This is a genomic window from Microbacterium sp. CFH 31415 (assembly GCF_022538185.1).
Lineage (GTDB): Bacteria > Actinomycetota > Actinomycetes > Actinomycetales > Microbacteriaceae > Microbacterium.
On sequence record NZ_JAKYXC010000017.1, the window covers coordinates 69321 to 86807 of the forward strand.

19 protein-coding genes are annotated in these 17487 nt (G+C 70.7%); 11 read left to right on the forward strand and 8 right to left on the reverse strand.

From position 1 onward, the window contains the following. Positions 1-252: 252 nt before the first annotated feature. The 4 genes from MK786_RS15305 (at position 253) to MK786_RS15320 (ending at position 2533) form a co-directional block, all read left to right on the forward strand. Positions 253-435: a DUF5302 domain-containing protein gene (locus MK786_RS15305; protein ID WP_191763112.1), complete on the forward strand. Its 183-nt coding sequence runs from the start codon at positions 253-255 to the stop codon at positions 433-435. A 13-nt stretch (positions 436-448) separates the two neighbouring features. Beyond that, positions 449-634, forward strand: a complete 186-nt coding sequence (locus tag MK786_RS15310) for a hypothetical protein (protein ID WP_191763114.1) — start codon at positions 449-451, stop codon at positions 632-634. After that, positions 631-1314, forward strand: a complete 684-nt coding sequence (locus MK786_RS15315) for a YrhK family protein (RefSeq protein WP_241113100.1) — start codon at positions 631-633, stop codon at positions 1312-1314. Before MK786_RS15310 ends, MK786_RS15315 begins: the two co-directional genes overlap by 4 nt. A gap of 388 nt (positions 1315-1702) precedes the next feature. Next, positions 1703-2533 (forward strand): DNA/RNA non-specific endonuclease, encoded by an 831-nt coding sequence (locus MK786_RS15320; protein WP_241113138.1) that lies wholly within the window; start codon positions 1703-1705, stop codon positions 2531-2533. A gap of 3 nt (positions 2534-2536) precedes the next feature. On the opposite strand, the gene MK786_RS15325 is transcribed toward MK786_RS15320, so the two are convergent. From MK786_RS15325 to MK786_RS15335, 3 genes are all read right to left on the reverse strand, one after another. Beyond that, the gene (locus MK786_RS15325) at positions 2537-3211 is read right to left on the reverse strand and encodes an FMN reductase (protein ID WP_241113101.1); all 675 of its coding nucleotides are present in this window, start codon (positions 3209-3211) and stop codon (positions 2537-2539) included. 1 nt (position 3212) lies between these two features. Beyond that, positions 3213-4412 carry an LLM class flavin-dependent oxidoreductase gene (locus MK786_RS15330; RefSeq protein WP_241113139.1) on the reverse strand — a complete coding sequence of 400 codons (1200 nt, stop codon included), beginning with the start codon at positions 4410-4412 and terminating at the stop codon, positions 3213-3215. Between the two features lie 156 nt (positions 4413-4568). Next, positions 4569-5450: an alpha/beta fold hydrolase gene (locus tag MK786_RS15335; protein WP_241113102.1), complete on the reverse strand. Its 882-nt coding sequence runs from the start codon at positions 5448-5450 to the stop codon at positions 4569-4571. A 103-nt stretch (positions 5451-5553) separates the two neighbouring features. Between MK786_RS15335 and MK786_RS15340 the strand changes: the two genes are divergently transcribed. The 3 genes from MK786_RS15340 to MK786_RS15350 all read left to right on the forward strand — a co-directional run bounded on the left by MK786_RS15340 (position 5554) and on the right by MK786_RS15350 (position 10109). Further along, entirely contained in the window at positions 5554-6753 is a 1200-nt protein-coding gene (locus MK786_RS15340; RefSeq protein ID WP_241113103.1) for an acyltransferase family protein, read from the forward strand. 64 nt (positions 6754-6817) lie between these two features. Continuing rightward, complete coding sequence (locus tag MK786_RS15345) at positions 6818-8941, forward strand: RecQ family ATP-dependent DNA helicase (RefSeq protein ID WP_241113104.1); 2124 nt, start codon at positions 6818-6820, stop codon at positions 8939-8941. A 133-nt stretch (positions 8942-9074) separates the two neighbouring features. After that, on the forward strand, positions 9075-10109 hold the full coding sequence (locus tag MK786_RS15350; RefSeq protein ID WP_241113140.1) for an isopenicillin N synthase family oxygenase: 1035 nt from the start codon (positions 9075-9077) through the stop codon (positions 10107-10109). 236 nt (positions 10110-10345) lie between these two features. On the opposite strand, the gene rpsO is transcribed toward MK786_RS15350, so the two are convergent. Continuing rightward, on the reverse strand, positions 10346-10615 hold the full coding sequence (rpsO, locus tag MK786_RS15355; RefSeq protein ID WP_005048780.1) for a 30S ribosomal protein S15: 270 nt from the start codon (positions 10613-10615) through the stop codon (positions 10346-10348). A 163-nt stretch (positions 10616-10778) separates the two neighbouring features. Between rpsO and MK786_RS15360 the strand changes: the two genes are divergently transcribed. The 3 genes from MK786_RS15360 to MK786_RS15370 all read left to right on the forward strand — a co-directional run bounded on the left by MK786_RS15360 (position 10779) and on the right by MK786_RS15370 (position 13377). Next, on the forward strand, positions 10779-11000 hold the full coding sequence (locus MK786_RS15360) for a DUF167 domain-containing protein (protein ID WP_241113105.1): 222 nt from the start codon (positions 10779-10781) through the stop codon (positions 10998-11000). Beyond that, complete coding sequence (locus MK786_RS15365) at positions 10997-12307, forward strand: MFS transporter (protein WP_241113106.1); 1311 nt, start codon at positions 10997-10999, stop codon at positions 12305-12307. Before MK786_RS15360 ends, MK786_RS15365 begins: the two co-directional genes overlap by 4 nt. Before the next feature lie 83 nt (positions 12308-12390). Beyond that, the gene (locus MK786_RS15370; RefSeq protein ID WP_374200492.1) at positions 12391-13377 is read left to right on the forward strand and encodes a DMT family transporter; all 987 of its coding nucleotides are present in this window, start codon (positions 12391-12393) and stop codon (positions 13375-13377) included. A 33-nt stretch (positions 13378-13410) separates the two neighbouring features. Here MK786_RS15370 and MK786_RS15375 read toward each other — a convergent pair whose 3' ends face one another. The 3 genes from MK786_RS15375 to MK786_RS15385 form a co-directional block, all read right to left on the reverse strand. Beyond that, a complete protein-coding gene (locus tag MK786_RS15375) occupies positions 13411-13977 on the reverse strand; it encodes a YceI family protein (RefSeq protein ID WP_241113107.1) in 567 nt (188 codons plus the stop codon). A 175-nt stretch (positions 13978-14152) separates the two neighbouring features. Then, positions 14153-14521, reverse strand: coding sequence for an FKBP-type peptidyl-prolyl cis-trans isomerase (locus tag MK786_RS15380; protein ID WP_241113108.1), 369 nt, complete (start codon positions 14519-14521; stop codon positions 14153-14155). A 199-nt stretch (positions 14522-14720) separates the two neighbouring features. After that, positions 14721-15938, reverse strand: coding sequence for a PrsW family intramembrane metalloprotease (locus tag MK786_RS15385; RefSeq protein WP_241113109.1), 1218 nt, complete (start codon positions 15936-15938; stop codon positions 14721-14723). A 63-nt stretch (positions 15939-16001) separates the two neighbouring features. Here MK786_RS15385 and MK786_RS15390 point away from each other — a divergent pair, with 63 nt between their 5' ends. Next, positions 16002-16865, forward strand: a complete 864-nt coding sequence (locus MK786_RS15390; protein ID WP_241113110.1) for a fumarylacetoacetate hydrolase family protein — start codon at positions 16002-16004, stop codon at positions 16863-16865. A gap of 81 nt (positions 16866-16946) precedes the next feature. On the opposite strand, the gene MK786_RS15395 is transcribed toward MK786_RS15390, so the two are convergent. Continuing rightward, on the reverse strand, positions 16947-17444 hold the full coding sequence (locus tag MK786_RS15395; protein WP_241113111.1) for a DUF4190 domain-containing protein: 498 nt from the start codon (positions 17442-17444) through the stop codon (positions 16947-16949). Positions 17445-17487: the final 43 nt, after the last annotated feature.

The window sequence follows — 17487 nt, forward strand, 5'->3', positions numbered from 1 at the left end:
AGCAGGAACAGGCAGATCTCGGCGCGCGGCGATCGCCGCGGATGTCGCCAGCACTGGCCACCAGTAGAAATCCACCCGGCGCGAAGCGACGAGGAGACCACCACAGGGGACCAGCTAGCTGCCGGCCTGCTCCGTGAGCTCATGTTGAATTGAGCGGATGCCGCGAGGGCAACCTTCCCGATCCTACCAGTGAGCGCCCGTTCCGGCGGAAATGCCTGGCGCCCGACCGGCCCCCGTGCCTAGGGTGGGGTCATGAGCACCGACGAGAAGCCGGCGGGCGCGGCATCCGATGAGATGAAGCGCAAGTTCAAGGAAGCACTCGACAAGAAGAACTCCCAGCACCGCGAAGGCGAGCAGCACCTCGACGGCGATTCCGCCGTTCACGGCACGCATGGCGCCGTGACCAAGCGGGAGTTCCGCCGCAAGAGCGGGTGACCGGGGAGTCAGCATGAGTGATTTCCGGGAGCGGATCCCCGACGACGAGCGCGACGTGCCGCTCGACGACGACACGGAGTTCGAGCTGCCGCCCGCCACGCTCGACCCGATGGAGTCCGTCGAGGACCAGATGGACGAACTCGACCTCGAGGAGCGCGAATCAGCGATCGAGTCAGGCGAACTCGATCCGGGGGCGTGAGCAGCGCCACCGACCGGGTCACGCGCCTGCGGCGTGAGGCCTGGGGCTTCGCGATCGGCTCGCTGTGCTTCCTCGCCGGCTCGCTGCCCTTCTACGCGGACTGGGCGGGGACCGTCTGGACCAACGTCACCTTCTTCGTCGGATCGATCTTCTTCACGCTCGCCGCGCTGATCCAGCTTGTGCTGAGCGGTCGCCGTCCGCCGCGGGGCGACACTGATCGCGCCGACCGCGCCGACTGGTGGGCTGCGGCGATCCAATTCGCCGGCACCCTGCTGTTCAACGTCTCCACCATGGGCGCCCTGCTGGCGGCGATCGCCCGGCCTGACGCCGTCGGAGTGGGGTGGCGACCCGATGCATGGGGATCGGCGGCGTTCCTGATCTCGAGCGCACTCGCGGTGGCGGCAACGCGGGAGCGCGAGCGGCTGTGGGACCGCGATGCGCGCACCTGGCACGGCACGGGCCTCAACATGCTCGGCTCGATCGCCTTCGGCGTGTCGGCGGTGGCGGCGTACGTGGTGCCCACCACCGGCGACCTGGTCAGCGAGCGATGGACGAACCTCGGCACGGCGATCGGGGCGATCTGCTTCTTCGCCGCAGCGGTGCTCTCTCGCCGGGAGATCCCGGCGACGGACTCCGCGCGCCGACTCGCGGGTCACCGCAAGACCTCCGGACGGCGGTGAGCCCGTCTGCGCACGCGCGCAGACGGGCCCATCGGTCGCTCAGCGGCTGAGCAGCTCGCGCTGTCGCGACCGCTCCTCCTTCGCCCCGGCTTCGGCGACGGCGGCCTCCTCCAGGTGACGACGTACCCCGAGTGCTTCGGCGCCAGGCCGTCGCCCGCCGTGCGGCCGCGGAGCCGCCGCGACCGCGTGGGCCGCCTATCAGGCGCTCATCGGCGCCGCGGTCGCCCGTCTGGTGCCGGGCGGACCGGCCGTCGCCGTCGTCGTGTCGATCGTGGTCGCCGTCGCCGCCGGCCTGCTGCTGGACGCCGTGCTCGCGCGGTCGTGGCGGCGGCGCGGATCCGGGCGAGTGACTCTCGCCGACGTCGGCGGCGACCGACAGGATGGTGCCGTGGCAGACGCGACCTGGACCGGATACGACGACCGCTTCCTCGGCACCCCCGTGCCGCTTCCCCGGTCGCAGGGCGACAACGCCGTGCGCGAGCTGGCCTACCCGCGTTTCACGGTGCTGCTCGATCCCGGGCGGCGCCTCGCGATGATGACGGGTGTGAACATCGACGGCTCGGCGCTCCGCGACCTGCCCCGCACGGGTGAGTGGCGGCTTGACCCGCGCGTGCCCGCGTCGGAGCAGGCGGGCCCCGCGGTCTACGCCGGCAACGACCTCGACCGCGGCCATCTCGTGCGTCGGCGCGACCCGGGATGGGGCACGGCCGCCGAAGCGCGGGCGGCGACCGAGGCGACGTTCGCGTATCCCAATGCCGCCCCTCAGGCGGGTGCGTTCAACCAGTCCAAGGAGCTGTGGCTGGGGCTCGAAGACCACGTGCTGGCATACGCCGACACCACCGATCGGCGGGTCAGCGTGTTCACTGCGCCGGTGCTGGCGCATGACGATCCCGAGTACCGCGGGGTGCAGATCCCCCGGCGGTTCTTCAAGGTCGCGGCCTGGGCGTCGTTCCGCGGCGCCGACGCCGGCCTGCCCCGCCTCGAGGCGGCGGGATTCGTACTCGACCAGTCCGACCTGATCGACACGTCGCAAGGAGTCCTCGCCGTGCCGGGACTCGGCGGCTTCCGCACCTTCCAGGTTCCGATAGCCGACATCGAGGTCCTGACCGGCGTCGCCTTCGGACCGCTCGTCGACGCGGACGTGCTCCAGCCGGTCGCGGTGCGCGGAGAGAGCGCGTGGCGCCCCCTCCGCGCAGCCGACGACGTCGTGCTGGGCTGAGGACTACTCCCCGGCCAGGCCGCCGAGGAGGTGCCCGAAGGATCGACCCTCGCCGAGGTAGTTCGCCGGGTCGAACGGGTCCGCGTTCCCGGCAGGCTCGCGGCGCGCGATGGCGTCTGCCAGCTCTCGCGCGCCGCGGTCCACGCGCTCGCCCAGCGGGGCGACCTGATCGCCTGCGGCGCCCCAGTCGCCCGACGCGGCGAACACACCCGTCGAGACCGGCTCGGCGTGGAGGTACGTGAACAGCGGCCGGATGGCGTAGTCGATCGCGAGTGAGTGCCGGGCGGTGCCGGCGTTCGCGCCGATGAGCACCGGCTTGCCGGTGAGCGCGTCCGGGTCGAGCACGTCGATGAACGACTTGAACAGGCCGGAGTAGCTCGTCGAGAAGATCGGCGTCACGGCGATGACCGCATCGGCCGAGACGACGGCGTTCACCATCGACTCGAGCGCGGGCGGCGCGAAGCCGGTGAGCAGGTTGTTGGTGATGTCGTGCGCGTAGTCGCGCAGCTCGAACACGTCCACCTCGGCCGCGATGTCTCGCGCGGCGAGCTCCTTCACGGTCGCGGACGACAGGCGGTCGGCCAGCAGCCGGGTCGAGGACGGGTTGGACAGGCCGGCCGAGACGACGGCGATGCGGCGGGCCGCGCGCGGCGCGCCCGCTCCAGCACCGGAGGTCATGTCACGCCTCCTTCCGGCCGAGGCCGAACGCGGCGCCCGCGGGCGCCGGGGTGTCCTGGTACGGGCTGTCGCCGACCAGGTTGTCGCCGCGGTTCGCACCGGGCACCGCCTGGCGCGGCGCCGCGCCGCCGTACGCGGCCGTGACCAGACCGGCGTGGGTCGGGGCATCCGGAACCTCCGCCGGACGGTTCTGCGCGAGCTCCTTGCGGAGCACCGGCACGACGTCCCCGCCGAGGATGTCGAGCTGCTCGAGCACCGTCTTCAGCGGAAGGCCGGCGTGGTCGATGAGGAACAGCTGGCGCTGGTAGTCGCCGTAGTAGTCGCGCATGGCCGCGTAGCGGTCGATGACCTGCTGCGGCGAGCCGACGGTGAGCGGGGTCATCTCGCTGAAGTCCTCGAGCGACGGCCCGTGGCCGTACACCGGCGCGTTGTCGAAGTACGGGCGGAACTGCGACACGGCGTCCTGCGACTTCGCCGCCATGAACACCTGGCCGCCGAGACCGACGATCGCCTGCTCGGGCGTGCCGTGCCCGTAGTGGGCGTAGCGCTGGCGGTACAGCGCGATGAGGCGCTGGTAGTGCTCCTTGGGCCAGAAGATGTTGTTCGCGAAGAAGCCGTCGCCGTAGTAGGCGGCCTGCTCGGCGATCTCAGGGGTGCGGATCGAGCCGTGCCACACGAACGGCGCGACGCCATCGAGTGGACGCGGCGTCGAGGTGAAGCCCTGCAGCGGCGTGCGGAACTGGCCCTCCCAGTCCACGACGTCCTCGCGCCACAAGCGGTGGAGCAGGTTGTAGTTCTCGATCGCGAGCGGCAGCCCCTGGCGGATGTCCTTGCCGAACCACGGGTAGACGGGGCCCGTGTTGCCGCGGCCGAGCATGAGGTCGACGCGTCCGCCCGACACGTGCTGGAGCATCGCGAAGTCCTCGGCGATCTTCACCGGGTCGTTCGTCGTGATCAGCGTCGTGGCGGTCGAGAGCACGAGGCGCTCGGTCTGCGCGGCGATGTACGCGAGGGTCGTGGTCGGCGACGACGACCAGAACGGCGGGTTGTGGTGCTCGCCCAGCGCGAAGACGTCGAGGCCGACCTCCTCCGCGTGCTTGGCCACGGTGATGGTGTTGCGGATCTTCTCCGCCTCGCTGGGGGTGGTCCCGTTCGTCGGGTCCTCGGTGATGTCGCTCACCGTGAAGATGCCGAACTGCATCCCCGGCCACGTGGTGCTCTCGCTCACGATCTCTCCGCTTCTGCGCCCTGCCGGGATCTCCGGCGCCGGACGTTTCTATGCAAATGAATGTATCTCGTGCAACGTGTGCGCCTCCAGGTTATTCCCGGCGATGCCGCGGCCTCGGCCGATCACAGGTCAGGAACTCGTGAACAGCGCGAGCATGTCCCGCACGAGCTGATGCGGCGCGGTCTCGCACGGCGCATGGCCGGTCGGGTACACCGCCATCCGCGCTCCGATGCGCTCTGCGTAGGCGGCGTGCTGCTCGGTGGGCCAGAGATCCTGCTCGCCCACCGCGATCAGCTTCGGGATGCCGACGCCTGCCACGTCGTCGGCGATGTCGGGCATCGTCATCATGAGCGCGACGACGTCGTCGATCACCGGCCGGCCGGTCACGGTCATCCGCTCCCGCACGAACTGGATGCGCAGCGGCGGCGTGCGGTTGAGGTTGTAGCGGATGCCCCACAGGATGAGGCCGGCGGCGCGGTGGGGCGGCATGTCGGAGATGGGTCCGATGTGCTTCACGCCGCGGAACACCTGCCCCGTCGCCGGTGGCGCCGCCATGAGCGTGAGGCTGGCGAACAGCTCGGGGCGCTCGGTGAGCGCGAGCTCGGCGAGCAGGCCCGCGAAGCTGTAGCCGAGCACGTGCACCGGGGCGGGTCCGTCCTCGAGCACGGCGATGAGGTCGTCGAGGAAGAGCCGATAGTCGTAGTGGTCGCGCGGCGGATCGAGGTTCTGGGGACCCGCGCCGGCCGATTGATAGTGTCCGGCGAGATCGTACGACTCGACTCGGTACCCGGCGGCCGCGAAGAGCGGGAACAGCCGGACGAAGTCCTCCTTCGACCCCGCGACGCCCGAGACGAGCAGCACGCGAGGCGCATCGGCGGGGCCGAGGCGCACACGGGCGAGCCCGCCGCTGGGCGCGGCGAAGGTGTCGCGCTCGGTGCCGTCGGGGAACACCCGCCAGTCGATGTCGGGGATGGCGCGGTCCTGGTCGCGCGCCTCGTCGATGGTGGTCATCGCGGGGCAGACTACCGCTCCGGAAGGCCCGCGAGCTCGTCCTGACGCGGCGCGTAGTCGATGTGCCCGCCATCGGCCTCGAAGGATAGGGTGGCAACGCGCCATGACCGACCCAGCGAACGCCTCCGACGCGGCCTCCACCGCTCCCCCGCTGACCGGGAGCACCGCCGTCGCGCGCGCCAAGCGCCGGACGCCGTTCTGGGACAACGCCCGCTTCGCCTGCATCGTGCTGGTCGTGCTCGGTCACGCCGTGCAACGGCTGACCTACGACTCCGACGTCGCGCTCGGCCTGTACCTGCTGATCTACGCGTTCCACATGCCGGCGTTCGCGATCATCTCGGGCTACTTCTCGAAGTCGGACCCGCCCAACCGCCGCCAGATGGCGCGTGTCGTCACCGACATCCTGCTGCCCTACTTCATCTTCGAGGGCCTGTGGACGCTCACGAAGTGGATCGTCGAGGGCAGCGCGAACCCGAACCTCACCCAGCCGTCGTGGACGCTGTGGTTCCTGCTGGCCCTCGGCATCTTCCGCCTCGTGCTGCCGTACCTCGCGCTGCTGCGCTGGCCGCTGCTGTGGACCGTGGCGATCTCGATCGGCGCCGGGTACCTGCCGAACATCGACTCGACGTTCTCGCTCTCGCGCACGCTCGGCCTGCTCCCGTTCTTCACCCTCGGCTGGTGGCTGCGCGAGCGCGACGTCGTGGAGCGCTTCGGGCTGCTCGCGCGACGCCGATGGAGCGTCACGATCGCAGCGGTGGCGGTGTTCGCGGTGGCGGGATGGTCGGCCTGGTTCTTCGTCGACGGCTGGCGGGCCATGAACCTGCGCGAGTGGCTCTTCTACGACGACAACTACGCGGCGCTCGGCGGCACCGAGTGGTGGGCCGGCGGCGTGCGACTCGCGCTCATGGCGGCCGCGATCGTGCTCAGCGCCGCGTTCTTCGCGCTGCTCCCGCGCGGGACCCACTGGTGGACGCACTTCGGCCAGTACACGATGTACGTCTATCTGCTGCACTCGTTCGTGCTCTACCCGTTCCGCGAGTCGGGCGTGCTGCGAGACCTCGAGCCGACGTGGCTGTGGCTGCCGATCGTCGTCGTCGCCTCGGTGCTCATCGCGCTCGGCCTGGCGACCCGGCCGGTGCGGCGCGTGTTCCGACCGCTGGTCGAGCCGCGCCCCACGTGGCTGTTCGCCGATCGCGCCCTCGCCGGACTCGAGGGGCGCCGCAGCGACCCGACCGGATCTCGCCGCCCGCGGGAGGATCCGAAGCCCGTGCGCCCGCGTCCCGATCCCCGCCAGAACGGGTGACACCCATCCGCGTGCGGCGGCCACCGATACGGGCGACGTCCGTCCTGCCGGGTACGGTCGCGGGGTGAGCGACGACACGACGGACCATCTGCACGCCGAGGCGCTGGCGGCCCTGCGCCGGCTCGTCGCCCGCGACGACGCGACCTTCCACGACGGCCAGTTCGAGGCGATCGAGGCGCTCGTGCGCGGCCGCTCGCGGGCGCTCGTCGTGCAGCGCACCGGGTGGGGCAAGTCCGCGGTGTACTTCGTCGCGACGCTGCTGCTGCGCCGCCGAGGCGCCGGGCCCACGATCCTCGTCTCGCCGCTGCTCGCCCTCATGCGGGACCAGGTCGCCGCGGCCGAGCGCGCGGGAGTGCGCGCCGCGAGCATCAACTCCGCGAACCCGATGGAGTGGGATGACGTGCTGTCGCGGCTGCGCGCCGACGAGCTCGACGTGCTGCTCGTCAGCCCCGAGCGCCTCAACAACCCGCGCTTCCGAGACGAGCAGCTGCCGGCCCTGCTGGCGCGCATCGGACTGCTCGTCGTCGACGAGGCGCACTGCATCTCGGACTGGGGCCACGACTTCCGTCCCGACTACCGTCGGCTCCGCGACCTCATCGCCGGCATGCCCGCCGACGTGCCGGTGCTCGCCACAACAGCCACGGCCAACGAGCGGGTCGTGCACGACGTGGAGGAGCAGCTCGGCGCCGGGGGCGTGGGCGTGCTCACGATCCGCGGTCCGCTGGCACGCGCGTCGCTCCGGCTGGGTGTGCTGACACTTCCGGATGCCGCGGCCCGCCTCGCCTGGCTGCTCAGCCACCTCGGCGACCTGCCAGGCAGCGGCATCATCTACACGCTCACGGTGTCGGCCGCGGAAGACACCGCCCGGTTGCTGCGCGAGGCCGGCCACGAGGTGCGTGCGTACACCGGCCAGACGGATCCCGCGGAACGCGAGGAGTCGGAGCGCCTGCTGAAGGAGAACCGGCTCAAGGCGCTGGTCGCCACGAGCGCCCTCGGCATGGGCTTCGACAAGCCCGACCTCGGCTTCGTCATCCACGTGGGCGCGCCGTCGACGCCCGTCGCTTACTACCAGCAGGTCGGCCGCGCCGGCCGCGCCACCGAGCGAGCCGACGTGCTGCTCCTCCCCGGGCCCGAGGATGCCGCGATCTGGCAGTACTTCGCGACGGCCTCCATGCCCGACCAGGTGAAGGCGTCCGCCGTGCTCGACGAGCTCGCCCATGAGGGTGGTCCGCTCTCGACGGTCGCGCTCGAGGCGCGCGTCGACATCCGCCGCAGCCGGCTCGAGCTGCTCCTCAAGGTGCTCGATGTGGACGGCGCGGTCGACCGCGTGCAGGGTGGCTGGGTGTCGTCCGGTGCACCGTGGACCTACGACGCCGAGCGGTACGAACGGATCGCCGACGCGCGCACGCGGGAGCAGCAGTCGATGATCGAGTACGAGGCGACCTCGGAGTGCCGCATGGAGTTCCTCCAGCGCGCCCTCGACGACTCCGCCGCCGCACCGTGCGGGCGGTGCGACAACTGCACGTCGCCCTGGTACCCGACCGATGTGGACCCGGCCGCCACAGTCACCGCCGGCGCCGCCATGGGTCGCGTGGGCGTACTGGTCGAGCCGCGCGCGCAGTGGCCGAGCGGCATGCCCAGACTCGGGCTCGAGCTGCGCGGCAACATCGCGCGCGACGAGCGTCTCGAGCCGGGCCGGGCACTCGCGCGCTTGACCGACCTCGGCTGGGGTGGGCCGTTGCGCGCGCTCTTCACCCCCGGAGCGCCCGACACCGAGGTCTCTCGGGCGATGGCGGACGCCTGCGTGCGCGTGCTGGCGGAGTGGGACTGGGAGACCCGGCCGGCAGCGGTGGTGGCTATGCCGTCGCGCACGCGCCCCCGTCTGGTGAGCTCGCTCGCCCGCATGATCGCCGAGGTGGGCAGGCTGCCGCTGCTCGGCTCGCTGGAGCTCACCGGGTCGGGTCCCGGCGGGAATGGCGGCAACAGCGCCTACCGCCTCGCCGGAGTGGCGGAGAGCTTCGTCGTCGGTCCCGCGCTGAGGTCGGCGATCGCCGGCCTGGAGGGCGCGCCGATCCTGCTCGTCGATGATCTCGTCGACAGCCGCTGGTCGCTCACCGCCGCCGGTCGCCTGCTCCGTCGGGCCGGTGCCGGGCCGGTGCTGCCGTTCGTGCTCGCCGCGCGCGCCTGACGCTCAGCCGCCGGGGTGCGCGGGCACGAGCATCGGCGTGCCTCGTCGGCGCGATGCCGGGTCGTCGATCGGGCGCATGGTCATCGACTGCAACAAAGAAGCGGATGCCGCGGCATCCGCCTACTCTCGGCACATGAGCGACCTGAACCTGCCGATCCTCGATCTGTCCCAGCTCGACGAGGGCCCAGAGGCAGCCGCCCGATTCCGCGACGAGCTGCGGGCGGCGACGCACGACGTCGGGTTCTTCTACCTCACGGGCACGGGAATCACGCCACAGCTGGAGGGGCGCCTGCACCAGGCGGCGCGCGCCTTCTTCGCACTCCCCGAAGCCGACAAGCTCGCCATCGAGAACGTGAAGAGCCCGCACTTCCGCGGGTACACGCGCATCGGCGGCGAGCGCACGCAGGGCGAGGTCGACTGGCGCGAGCAGATCGACATCGGCCCCGAGCGCGAGGCGGTCGCCGACCCGGGCGCGGCCGACTTCTTCCGTCTCGTCGGGCCGAACCTCTGGCCCGAGGCCCAGCCCGAGCTGCGCGAGGTCGTGTCGGAATGGCACGACCATCTGTCCGGTGTCGCCCGCAAGCTCCTTCGGGCCTGGGCGCTGTCGCTCGGCGCGCCCGAGAGCTACTTCGACGAGCACTTCGGCGAGCCCTCGACGCTGATCAAGATCGTGCGCTACCCCGGCAAGGAGGACCCGACGCCCCAACAAGGTGTCGGCGCTCATAAGGACTCCGGCGTGCTGACGCTGCTGTGGGTCGAACCGGGCAAGGGCGGCCTGCAGGTGCAGCGCGATGGCGAATGGGTCGACGCTCCGCCGGTGCCGGGTGCGTTCGTCGTGAACATCGGCGAGCTGCTGGAGTACGCGACCCAGGGCTACCTCGTCGCGACGAACCACCGGGTGATCTCGCCGGCCCACCCCGACGACCGCATCTCGGTTCCGTTCTTCTTCAACCCGGCCCTCGACAAGCGCCTGCCGCTGATCGACCTGCCGCCTGCGCTCGCGGCGGAGGCGCGCGGGGTCACCCAGGACCCGGCGAACCCCATCCACGCGCTCTACGGCGAGAACGCGCTCAAGTCGCGTCTGCGGGCGCACCCCGACGTGGCGGAGATACACCACGCCGACCTGCTCGCCGCCCGCGCCGCGGCGTCCGGTGCAGCCCCGGCGTGACAGCATCCGCTCGCCTGTCACGATCTGCCGCCTGTTCGGGCACATCGTGACAGGTGAGCCGTGAGCGACGTCGGAAGGTTCGCTCACCTGTCACGATCTGCCGCCCATTCAGGCACATCGTGACAGGTGAGGCGAGAACCATCCGGGAATGATGAAGGCCTCCCCACACCGTGGGGAGGCCTTCCAAGAATGTTCTGCGCGATTGAACGCTGGGCGCGATACCCGATCGACTGCGCTTAGCGGCGCAGACCGAGGCGCTCGATGAGCGAGCGGTAACGGTTGATGTCGATGTCCTGGAGGTAACCCAGGAGACGGCGGCGCTGACCGACGAGCAGGAACAGCCCACGACGCGAGTGGTGGTCGTGCTTGTGCTCCTTGAGGTGCTCGGTGAGGTCCTTGATGCGCTGCGTCAGCATCGCGACCTGCACCTCGGGGGATCCGGTGTCACCGGGGTGCGTCGCGTACTCTTCGATGATCGCCTTCTTGACGTCTGCTTCCAGTGCCATAAAGTGATCCCCTTTCTCGTCGTTGCGCGGTGCCCGACGCCTGATGCGTGAGCTCTCTTTTTCCGCGGCCGATCAAACGGCAACCTCAAGAGTCTACCAGCCGGAATGACCCGGACGGTACGAGCATGGACGCGCGCTCCGCCGGCCGGGTTAGCCTCGAAGGATGCAGTACACCGTCCGCGTCAAACCCGGCAGCCGGCGCGGACCGCTGGTCGAGGCATCCGACGACGCTCTCGTCGTCTACGTGCGCGAGCGCGCCGTCGACGGCGCCGCCAACGACGGCGTCGTACGGGCGCTCGCCGCGCACTTCGGCGTTCCGCGCAGCGGCGTGACGATCCTGCGCGGCCACACCGCGCGCATCAAGCGCGTCGAGGTCGACGAGTGAGCGCCACGGAGCGCCGCAGCCACCTCATCGATCTGAGCCCGTTCCGCGAGAGCCCCGCGTTCACGCGCATGTGGATCGGCTCCACGCTCGCGGGCCTCGGCAGCCAGCTCACGATCGTGGCGATCATGCTGCAGATGTACGACCTCACCGGGTCGACCTTCGCCGTGGCCATGATCGCCGTCGCCGGACTCGTGCCGATGATCTTCGCGGGCATCTACGGCGGCATGCTCGCCGACGCGTTCGACCGCCGCGCCGTCGCGCTGATCGCGGCGACCATCACGTTCGGCTCCACGGCGCTGCTTGCAGGACTCACCTGGGCGCAGCTCGAGACGGTCTGGTGGCTCTACGCCTTGAGCATCGTCAACTCCTCTGCCAACTCGATCGTCATGGCGACGCGCCAGGCGATCGTGCCGCGCCTCCTCCCCCGGCGGCTCCTGCCCGCGGCGTCCGCTCTCGGCGGCATCACGGTCGGCATCATGGTCATGGCCGGCCCCGCGCTGGCGGGCGTCCTCGTGGCGCTGACCGGGTACGCGTGGACCTACACGCTCGACGTGGTGCTCATGCTGTCGCTGTTCCTCGGACTCTGGACGCTCCCGAAGCTGCGCCCGGAAGGCGAGACGGTGCGCCCGGGCATCGAGTCGCTGCGGGACGGCTGGCGGTTCCTGCGGCGGGCGTCGAACATCCGCCTGCAGTTCGTCCTCGACGTCATCGCCATGACATTCGGGCAGCCGCTCGCGCTCTTCCCCGCCATCGGCGCCGTGCTGCTGGGCGGCGGTCCGATCACGACCGGCGTGCTCACGGCATCCGTCGCCGTCGGTGCGTTCGGCTCGAGCCTGTTCTCCGGTCGCGTCGGCGCAGTACGACACCAGGGGCTCGGCATCGAGCGGGCGATCCTGGTGTACGGCACGTCCATCGTCGCCCTCGGTCTCGTGCTCGGTGCGGCGGCGCTCGGCTGGTTCGCACCCGACGGCGTCGACGCCCAGACACCGAACCTCGTGCTCATCGTGCTGGCGTGCCTCGTGCTCGCGGTATCGGGCGCCTCCGACAACGTCAGCTCGATCTTCCGCAACACGATGGTGCAGGCCGCTGTGCCCGACGCCATCCGCGGCCGCCTGCAGGGCGTCTTCATCGTCGTCGTCGCGGGAGGACCGCGCCTGGGCGCCCTGTACGCCGGCACCCTCGCCACGCTCACCGCGCTGTGGTTCCCGCCGCTCCTCGGCGGCTTCGTCATCGTCGGCCTGGTCGCGACGCTGGTGCGGCTCAGCCCGAGGTTCCGCGCCTACGACGCCGAGAACCCGGTGCCGTAGCCGAACGGCCGCACATCGGCGGATTTCGGACGTGGCACCCGCACAGCGCGTTCTCCGTCGGCGTGCGAGCGTACCGTGAAGCCGTGACCACGACACAGACGATGCCCACGGTGCGGGAGAGCAGCCTGCCGTCGGCACGCTGGATCACCGTCCAGTTCGTGCTCGCGGGCATCGTGTGGGGAGCCAGCTTCCTGTTCATGAAGGTGGCGCTGACAGGCATCTCACCCGCCCAGGTCGCGTGGACGCGCATCCTGCTCGGTGCGCTCACCCTGGGCGCGCTCGTGCTGCTGCGGCGTGAGGCGCTCTCGCGCAGCCTGCGCGTATGGGGTCATCTCACCGTTCTCGGGCTGACGTTCTGCGTCGTCCCGTTCCTGCTCTTCTCGTGGGCGCAGCAGCACGTGAGCTCGGGCGTCGCGAGCATCTTCAATGCGACGACCCCGATCATGACGGCGATCATGGCGTGGCTCGTCTTCCGCGTCGAGAAGCTCAGGCTGCTGCAGGTCCTCGGCATCGGCGTCGGCATCGCGGGCGTCATCGTCATCATCGCGCCGTGGCAGGGAATCTCGCTCGACGGAAGCCTGGTGGCCGAGCTGGCGATCCTCGGCGCGACGGCGAGCTACGGCTTCAGCTTCGCCTACATGCGCCGGTTCGTGTCGAACACCGGGATGTCGGCGCTGGCCTTCACGTTCGGCTACATCGCCATGGCGGGCGTCGTGATGACCCTGCTCACGCCGTTCCTCGTGCTCACGCCGGTGCAGCTCGATCTGCCGATCATCGTCAGTCTCGTGCTGCTCGGATGCCTGGGCACCGGCATCGCCTACGTCTGGAACCAGAACACCGTCCGCGCGTGGGGTCCGACGCGGGCATCGACCGTGACCTACATCACTCCCGTGGTCGGCGTCATCCTCGGCATCCTGATCCTCGGCGAGACCGTCTCATGGAACGAGCCGCTCGGCGCGCTCGTGGTGTTCCTCGGCATCCTGCTCGCCCAGGATCGGCTGCGTGTCGGGCGACGCGGACACGCCGAAGGGGCGACGGCCGCAGCCCCCGCCCCTTCGATCTCACGCTGAGTGGCTCCGGCCTCGAGCGGCCGGGCGTCGAGCTCAGTCCTGCTGGAGCGCGCCCTGCAGGTCGAGCGTGATCGTGATGTCCTTGCCGACGAGCACGCCGCCGGTCTCGAGCGCGGCGTTCCAGGTCAGGCCGAACTCCTCGCGGTTGACGACGGCCTTGGCGGTGGCGCCGGCCTTGTAGTTGCCCCAGGGGTCGGTGCCGAAGCCGCCGAACTCGAAGTCGAACGTGACGGGCTTGGTGATGCCTCGGATGGTCAGGTCGCCGTCGACGAGGAAGTCGCCGTTCTCGACGCGGGCACCGGTCGAGCGGAACTCCATGGTCGGGTGGTTCTCGACGTCGAAGAAGTCGGCCGAGCGCAGGTGGTTGTCGCGTCCCTCGTCCTTCGTGTCGACCGAGCTCACGTCCACGCTCGCCTCGACCTTCGCCTCGAGCGGGTTCGCGGGAGCGACCAGCGTCGCGCTCTTCATGCCGAACGTGCCGCGCACCTTCGAGATCATCATGTGGCGCACGCTGAACGTGACCTCGCTGTGCGCGGGGTCCAGCACCCAGGTGCCGGTCTTGTAGCCGGCGATGTCGAGGGTCGAGGCGGTGTCGGTCATGGTGATCCTTCGTGTCGGTGGGTCGCAGTCTGCGACGGGCATACGGGGTCCAACGCCACGGTGGGGTTATCTATTCCGATGAATACAGATTTTCCTCCGCGGGGTGCCGCCCGCGGGTACACAAGAGGGGCGGATGCCGCAGCATCCGCCCCCCTGTCGCTTGTCGCCGTGCGGCTCAGCCGACCGCGATGAGATCGATGATGAAGACCAGGGTCTTGCCGCCGAGGAAGTGCCCACCGGCGGGGCCGTACGCGAGGTGCGGCGGGATCACGAGCTCGCGGCGGCCGCCGACCTTCATGCCCGGGATGCCGTCCTGCCAGCCCTGGATGAGGCCGCGGAGCGGGAATTGGATGCTCTCGCCGCGGTTCCACGACGAGTCGAACTCCTCGCCGGACTCGTACTCGACACCGGCGTAGTGGACGGTGACGGTGTCGCCGGGCTTGGCCTCGGCTCCGTCGCCCACGATGAGGTCGCGGATGACGAGCTCGGTGGGGGCGGGGCCTTCGGGGGCGTCGAACTCGGGCTTGGTGCGGTCGTCAGTCATGTGTCCATCCAACCCGAGCGGGTCCGCCGGGTCAACGCGAGCGCCCGGCGGGGGGGGGGGCGGGGGGGCGCCCCGCTCAAGACTCAGCGCTCGGTGTCGCGGCGATGCCTGCGTAACGACCGAGCGCTGAGTTGATCTGCCCCCAGGATGCAGGGGGCCCCGCGAACATGTCAAGACCCCGCTCCGGGATACGCCGGTTCTACGGCGCGAACAAGGCCGCGCGCGCCGCCGTCGCGCGGTGCAGCAGCAGCCGCTCGTCTTCCGCGGCGTGCGGATCGCGGCCGCTGATGGCGCGCTGGCGGGCTGCGGCGAGCGCGGTGGCGTCGGCGATGAACTCCTTCATGAGGCGCGTGCGGTCGCCCCGCAGCGTCCCCGCCCAGGCGAGCCCGGCCTTACGGCCCGCTCCGGTCGCGAGCATGTCGGCCTCCTGCACGGTGAACCAGCCGGCGTCGGCGTACTCGCCGAGCCGCCGCCGGGTGAGGCGCGACTCCTCGCGGCGCAGGGCGATGATCCCGAGGATGAAGCCCACGAACAGCGGCACCTGCAGGGTGACGTACAGCACCCAGAAGTCGCCCAGCACGGCCGAGCCGTTCCACAGCGCGTGCAGCACGGTCGCGCCCATCATGCCGGCGATCCACGGCCCGATCGCGCGTCCCGCGCTCGCACCGCGGCGGGCAGCCAGGCCGAGCGCGAAACCCGTGACGCTCGTGAACATCACGTGCGCGAAAGGCGAGAGGATGCCGCGCATGAAGAACGTCACGGTCGTGTCAGCCGCCCCGCCCTCGAGGAAGCTCACGGCGAAGTACTGGATGTTCTCGGTGAAGGCGAACCCCGCGCCGATGAGCGCGCCGTAGACGATTCCGTCGACGGGACCGTCGAACGCCCGCCGGGCGGTCACGAAGATGATGTAGACGCCGAGGCCCTTGCCGAACTCCTCGACGATCGGTGCCTGCACGATGGCGGACAGCGCATCGGCCGCAGGTGTCGAGGCGGGGCCGAACACCATCGACAGGACCAGGTCCACGCCGAGGGCGATGGCCACTGCCGCGATCGCACCCCAGGCGACGGCGAAGACGACGAGTCCGGCGGGCTCGGGCTCCCACCGGTCGGCGATCCGCACCGCGAGCAGCACGCCGGCGAGCGGGACGAGGGCGAGGATCATTCCGATGAGGGATGCCGCGGGCCCGAGCGCGTTGAGGAAGTATGCGATCAGGGCGACGAGCAGGACCACGAGCAGGCCGCCGATCCAGATCGGCGCCGTGCGGCCCCGGCGCGGCGGCACCGGAACCGCGGTGGGCGAGCCCGTCGCCGCGGGGATCAGCGCCGGCGCCGCGTGCCACGGCTGGGCGAGGGCGGACGGGAAGTCCGGCGGCGTCAGTCCGGGTCGCTGGGGCGCATGGCCGTGGTCGTGCGTCATGCGCACAGCCTAGGGCGCGCGCGGACCGGGGATCGGCACCGCCCGGCGGGGTAGGTTGGAGGGATGCGTTTCGCCCATGTGCTCCCGCCTGGGTCGGACGACCCTCGGCTCGTACTCGTGGACGGCGAAGACGCCGTGCTCGTCGAGGAGCTCTTCGACGGCGCGCCGCGCTACCTCGAAGAGCTGATCGCCGGCGGCGACGGCCTCCTCGCGCGGGTGCGGGACTCGGCGCCGGGTGGCACCCGCCTCCCCCTCGCCGGTCAGCGCTACGCCTCGGCGGTGCTCACTCCCCCGGTCATCCTCGCGATCGGCCTCAACTACGCGGCGCACTCGAGCGAGCTGGGGCTCAAGACCGACTCGAACCCGACCGTCTTCGTGCTCTGGCCCAACTCCCTGACCGGCCACGACGGCACCACCACCTGGCCGCGATCGCTCAGCGAGTCCATCGACTACGAGGCCGAGCTGGGCGTCATCATCGGCACCCCGGCGAAGGACGTCTCGGCCGACGAGGCCCTCGACCACGTGTGGGGATACACCGTCGTCAACGACATCACCGCGCGCGACATCCAGTACTCCGAGGCGCAGTGGTCGCGCTGCAAGTCGTTCGACGGCTTCACCCCCACCGGCCCGTTCGTCGTGACGGCCGACGAGATCCCCGACCCGCAGGACCTCCACATCTGGACCGTGCTCGACGGCCATACGATGCAGGACGCGTCGACGGGGCAGATGGTGCGGACCGTCGCGACCCTCATCGCGCATCTGTCGAAGTCGGTGACGCTGCTGCCCGGAACCCTGATCTCGACGGGGTCGCCCGGCGGCGCGGGCTACTCGCGCGATCCGCAGGTGTTCCTCCGCGACCGTTCGACCGTCACGGTCGGCATCGACGGCGTCGGCGCGCTCACCACGCACTGCCGCATCCTCGACTGACCGACATCCGCGACCGACGCGCATCCCGCGACGACGGTGCCCCCTCCCGTGCGCGGGAGGGGGCACCGTCGTGGAACAGGTCTAGCGGTTGATGTTGGAGCACTCGACGGGGAGACCGCGCACGGTCACGGTGCCCTCGAAGCCGACCGCCTGGCACGCTTGGAACGCCTCGGTGCCGAACGTGATCAACGGGATGAAGATCGCGAAGAGCAGGATCACGCCGACCACCATCAGCACCGCGCTGATGATGATCGCGGCAAGCGCCCAGCCGTTCTTGTGGCCGGCCTTGCGGCTCTGGACGAGCGCGACGATGCCCAGGATCAGCGCGATCAGCTGCACGAAGAACGACAGGATGAACGCGACGATGCCCATCGTGCGGCCCGGGATCGTGGCGGACGCGGGGGCGCCGTAGGGCGCCTGCGGCGCGGGTGCGTACTGCGGCTGCCCGTACGCCTCCTGCGGCTGCCCGTAGGACGGCGGCTGCCCGTAGGCGGGGGCGGGCGGAGGATTGGTCGAGTAGCCCGGGGGCGGGGGCGGGACGCTGCCGTCGCCCGGTGCGGGGCTCTGCGGATCGGTCATGTCATTCCTCTCGTGGGGACTCGGGATGACGGTACCGGTCGGT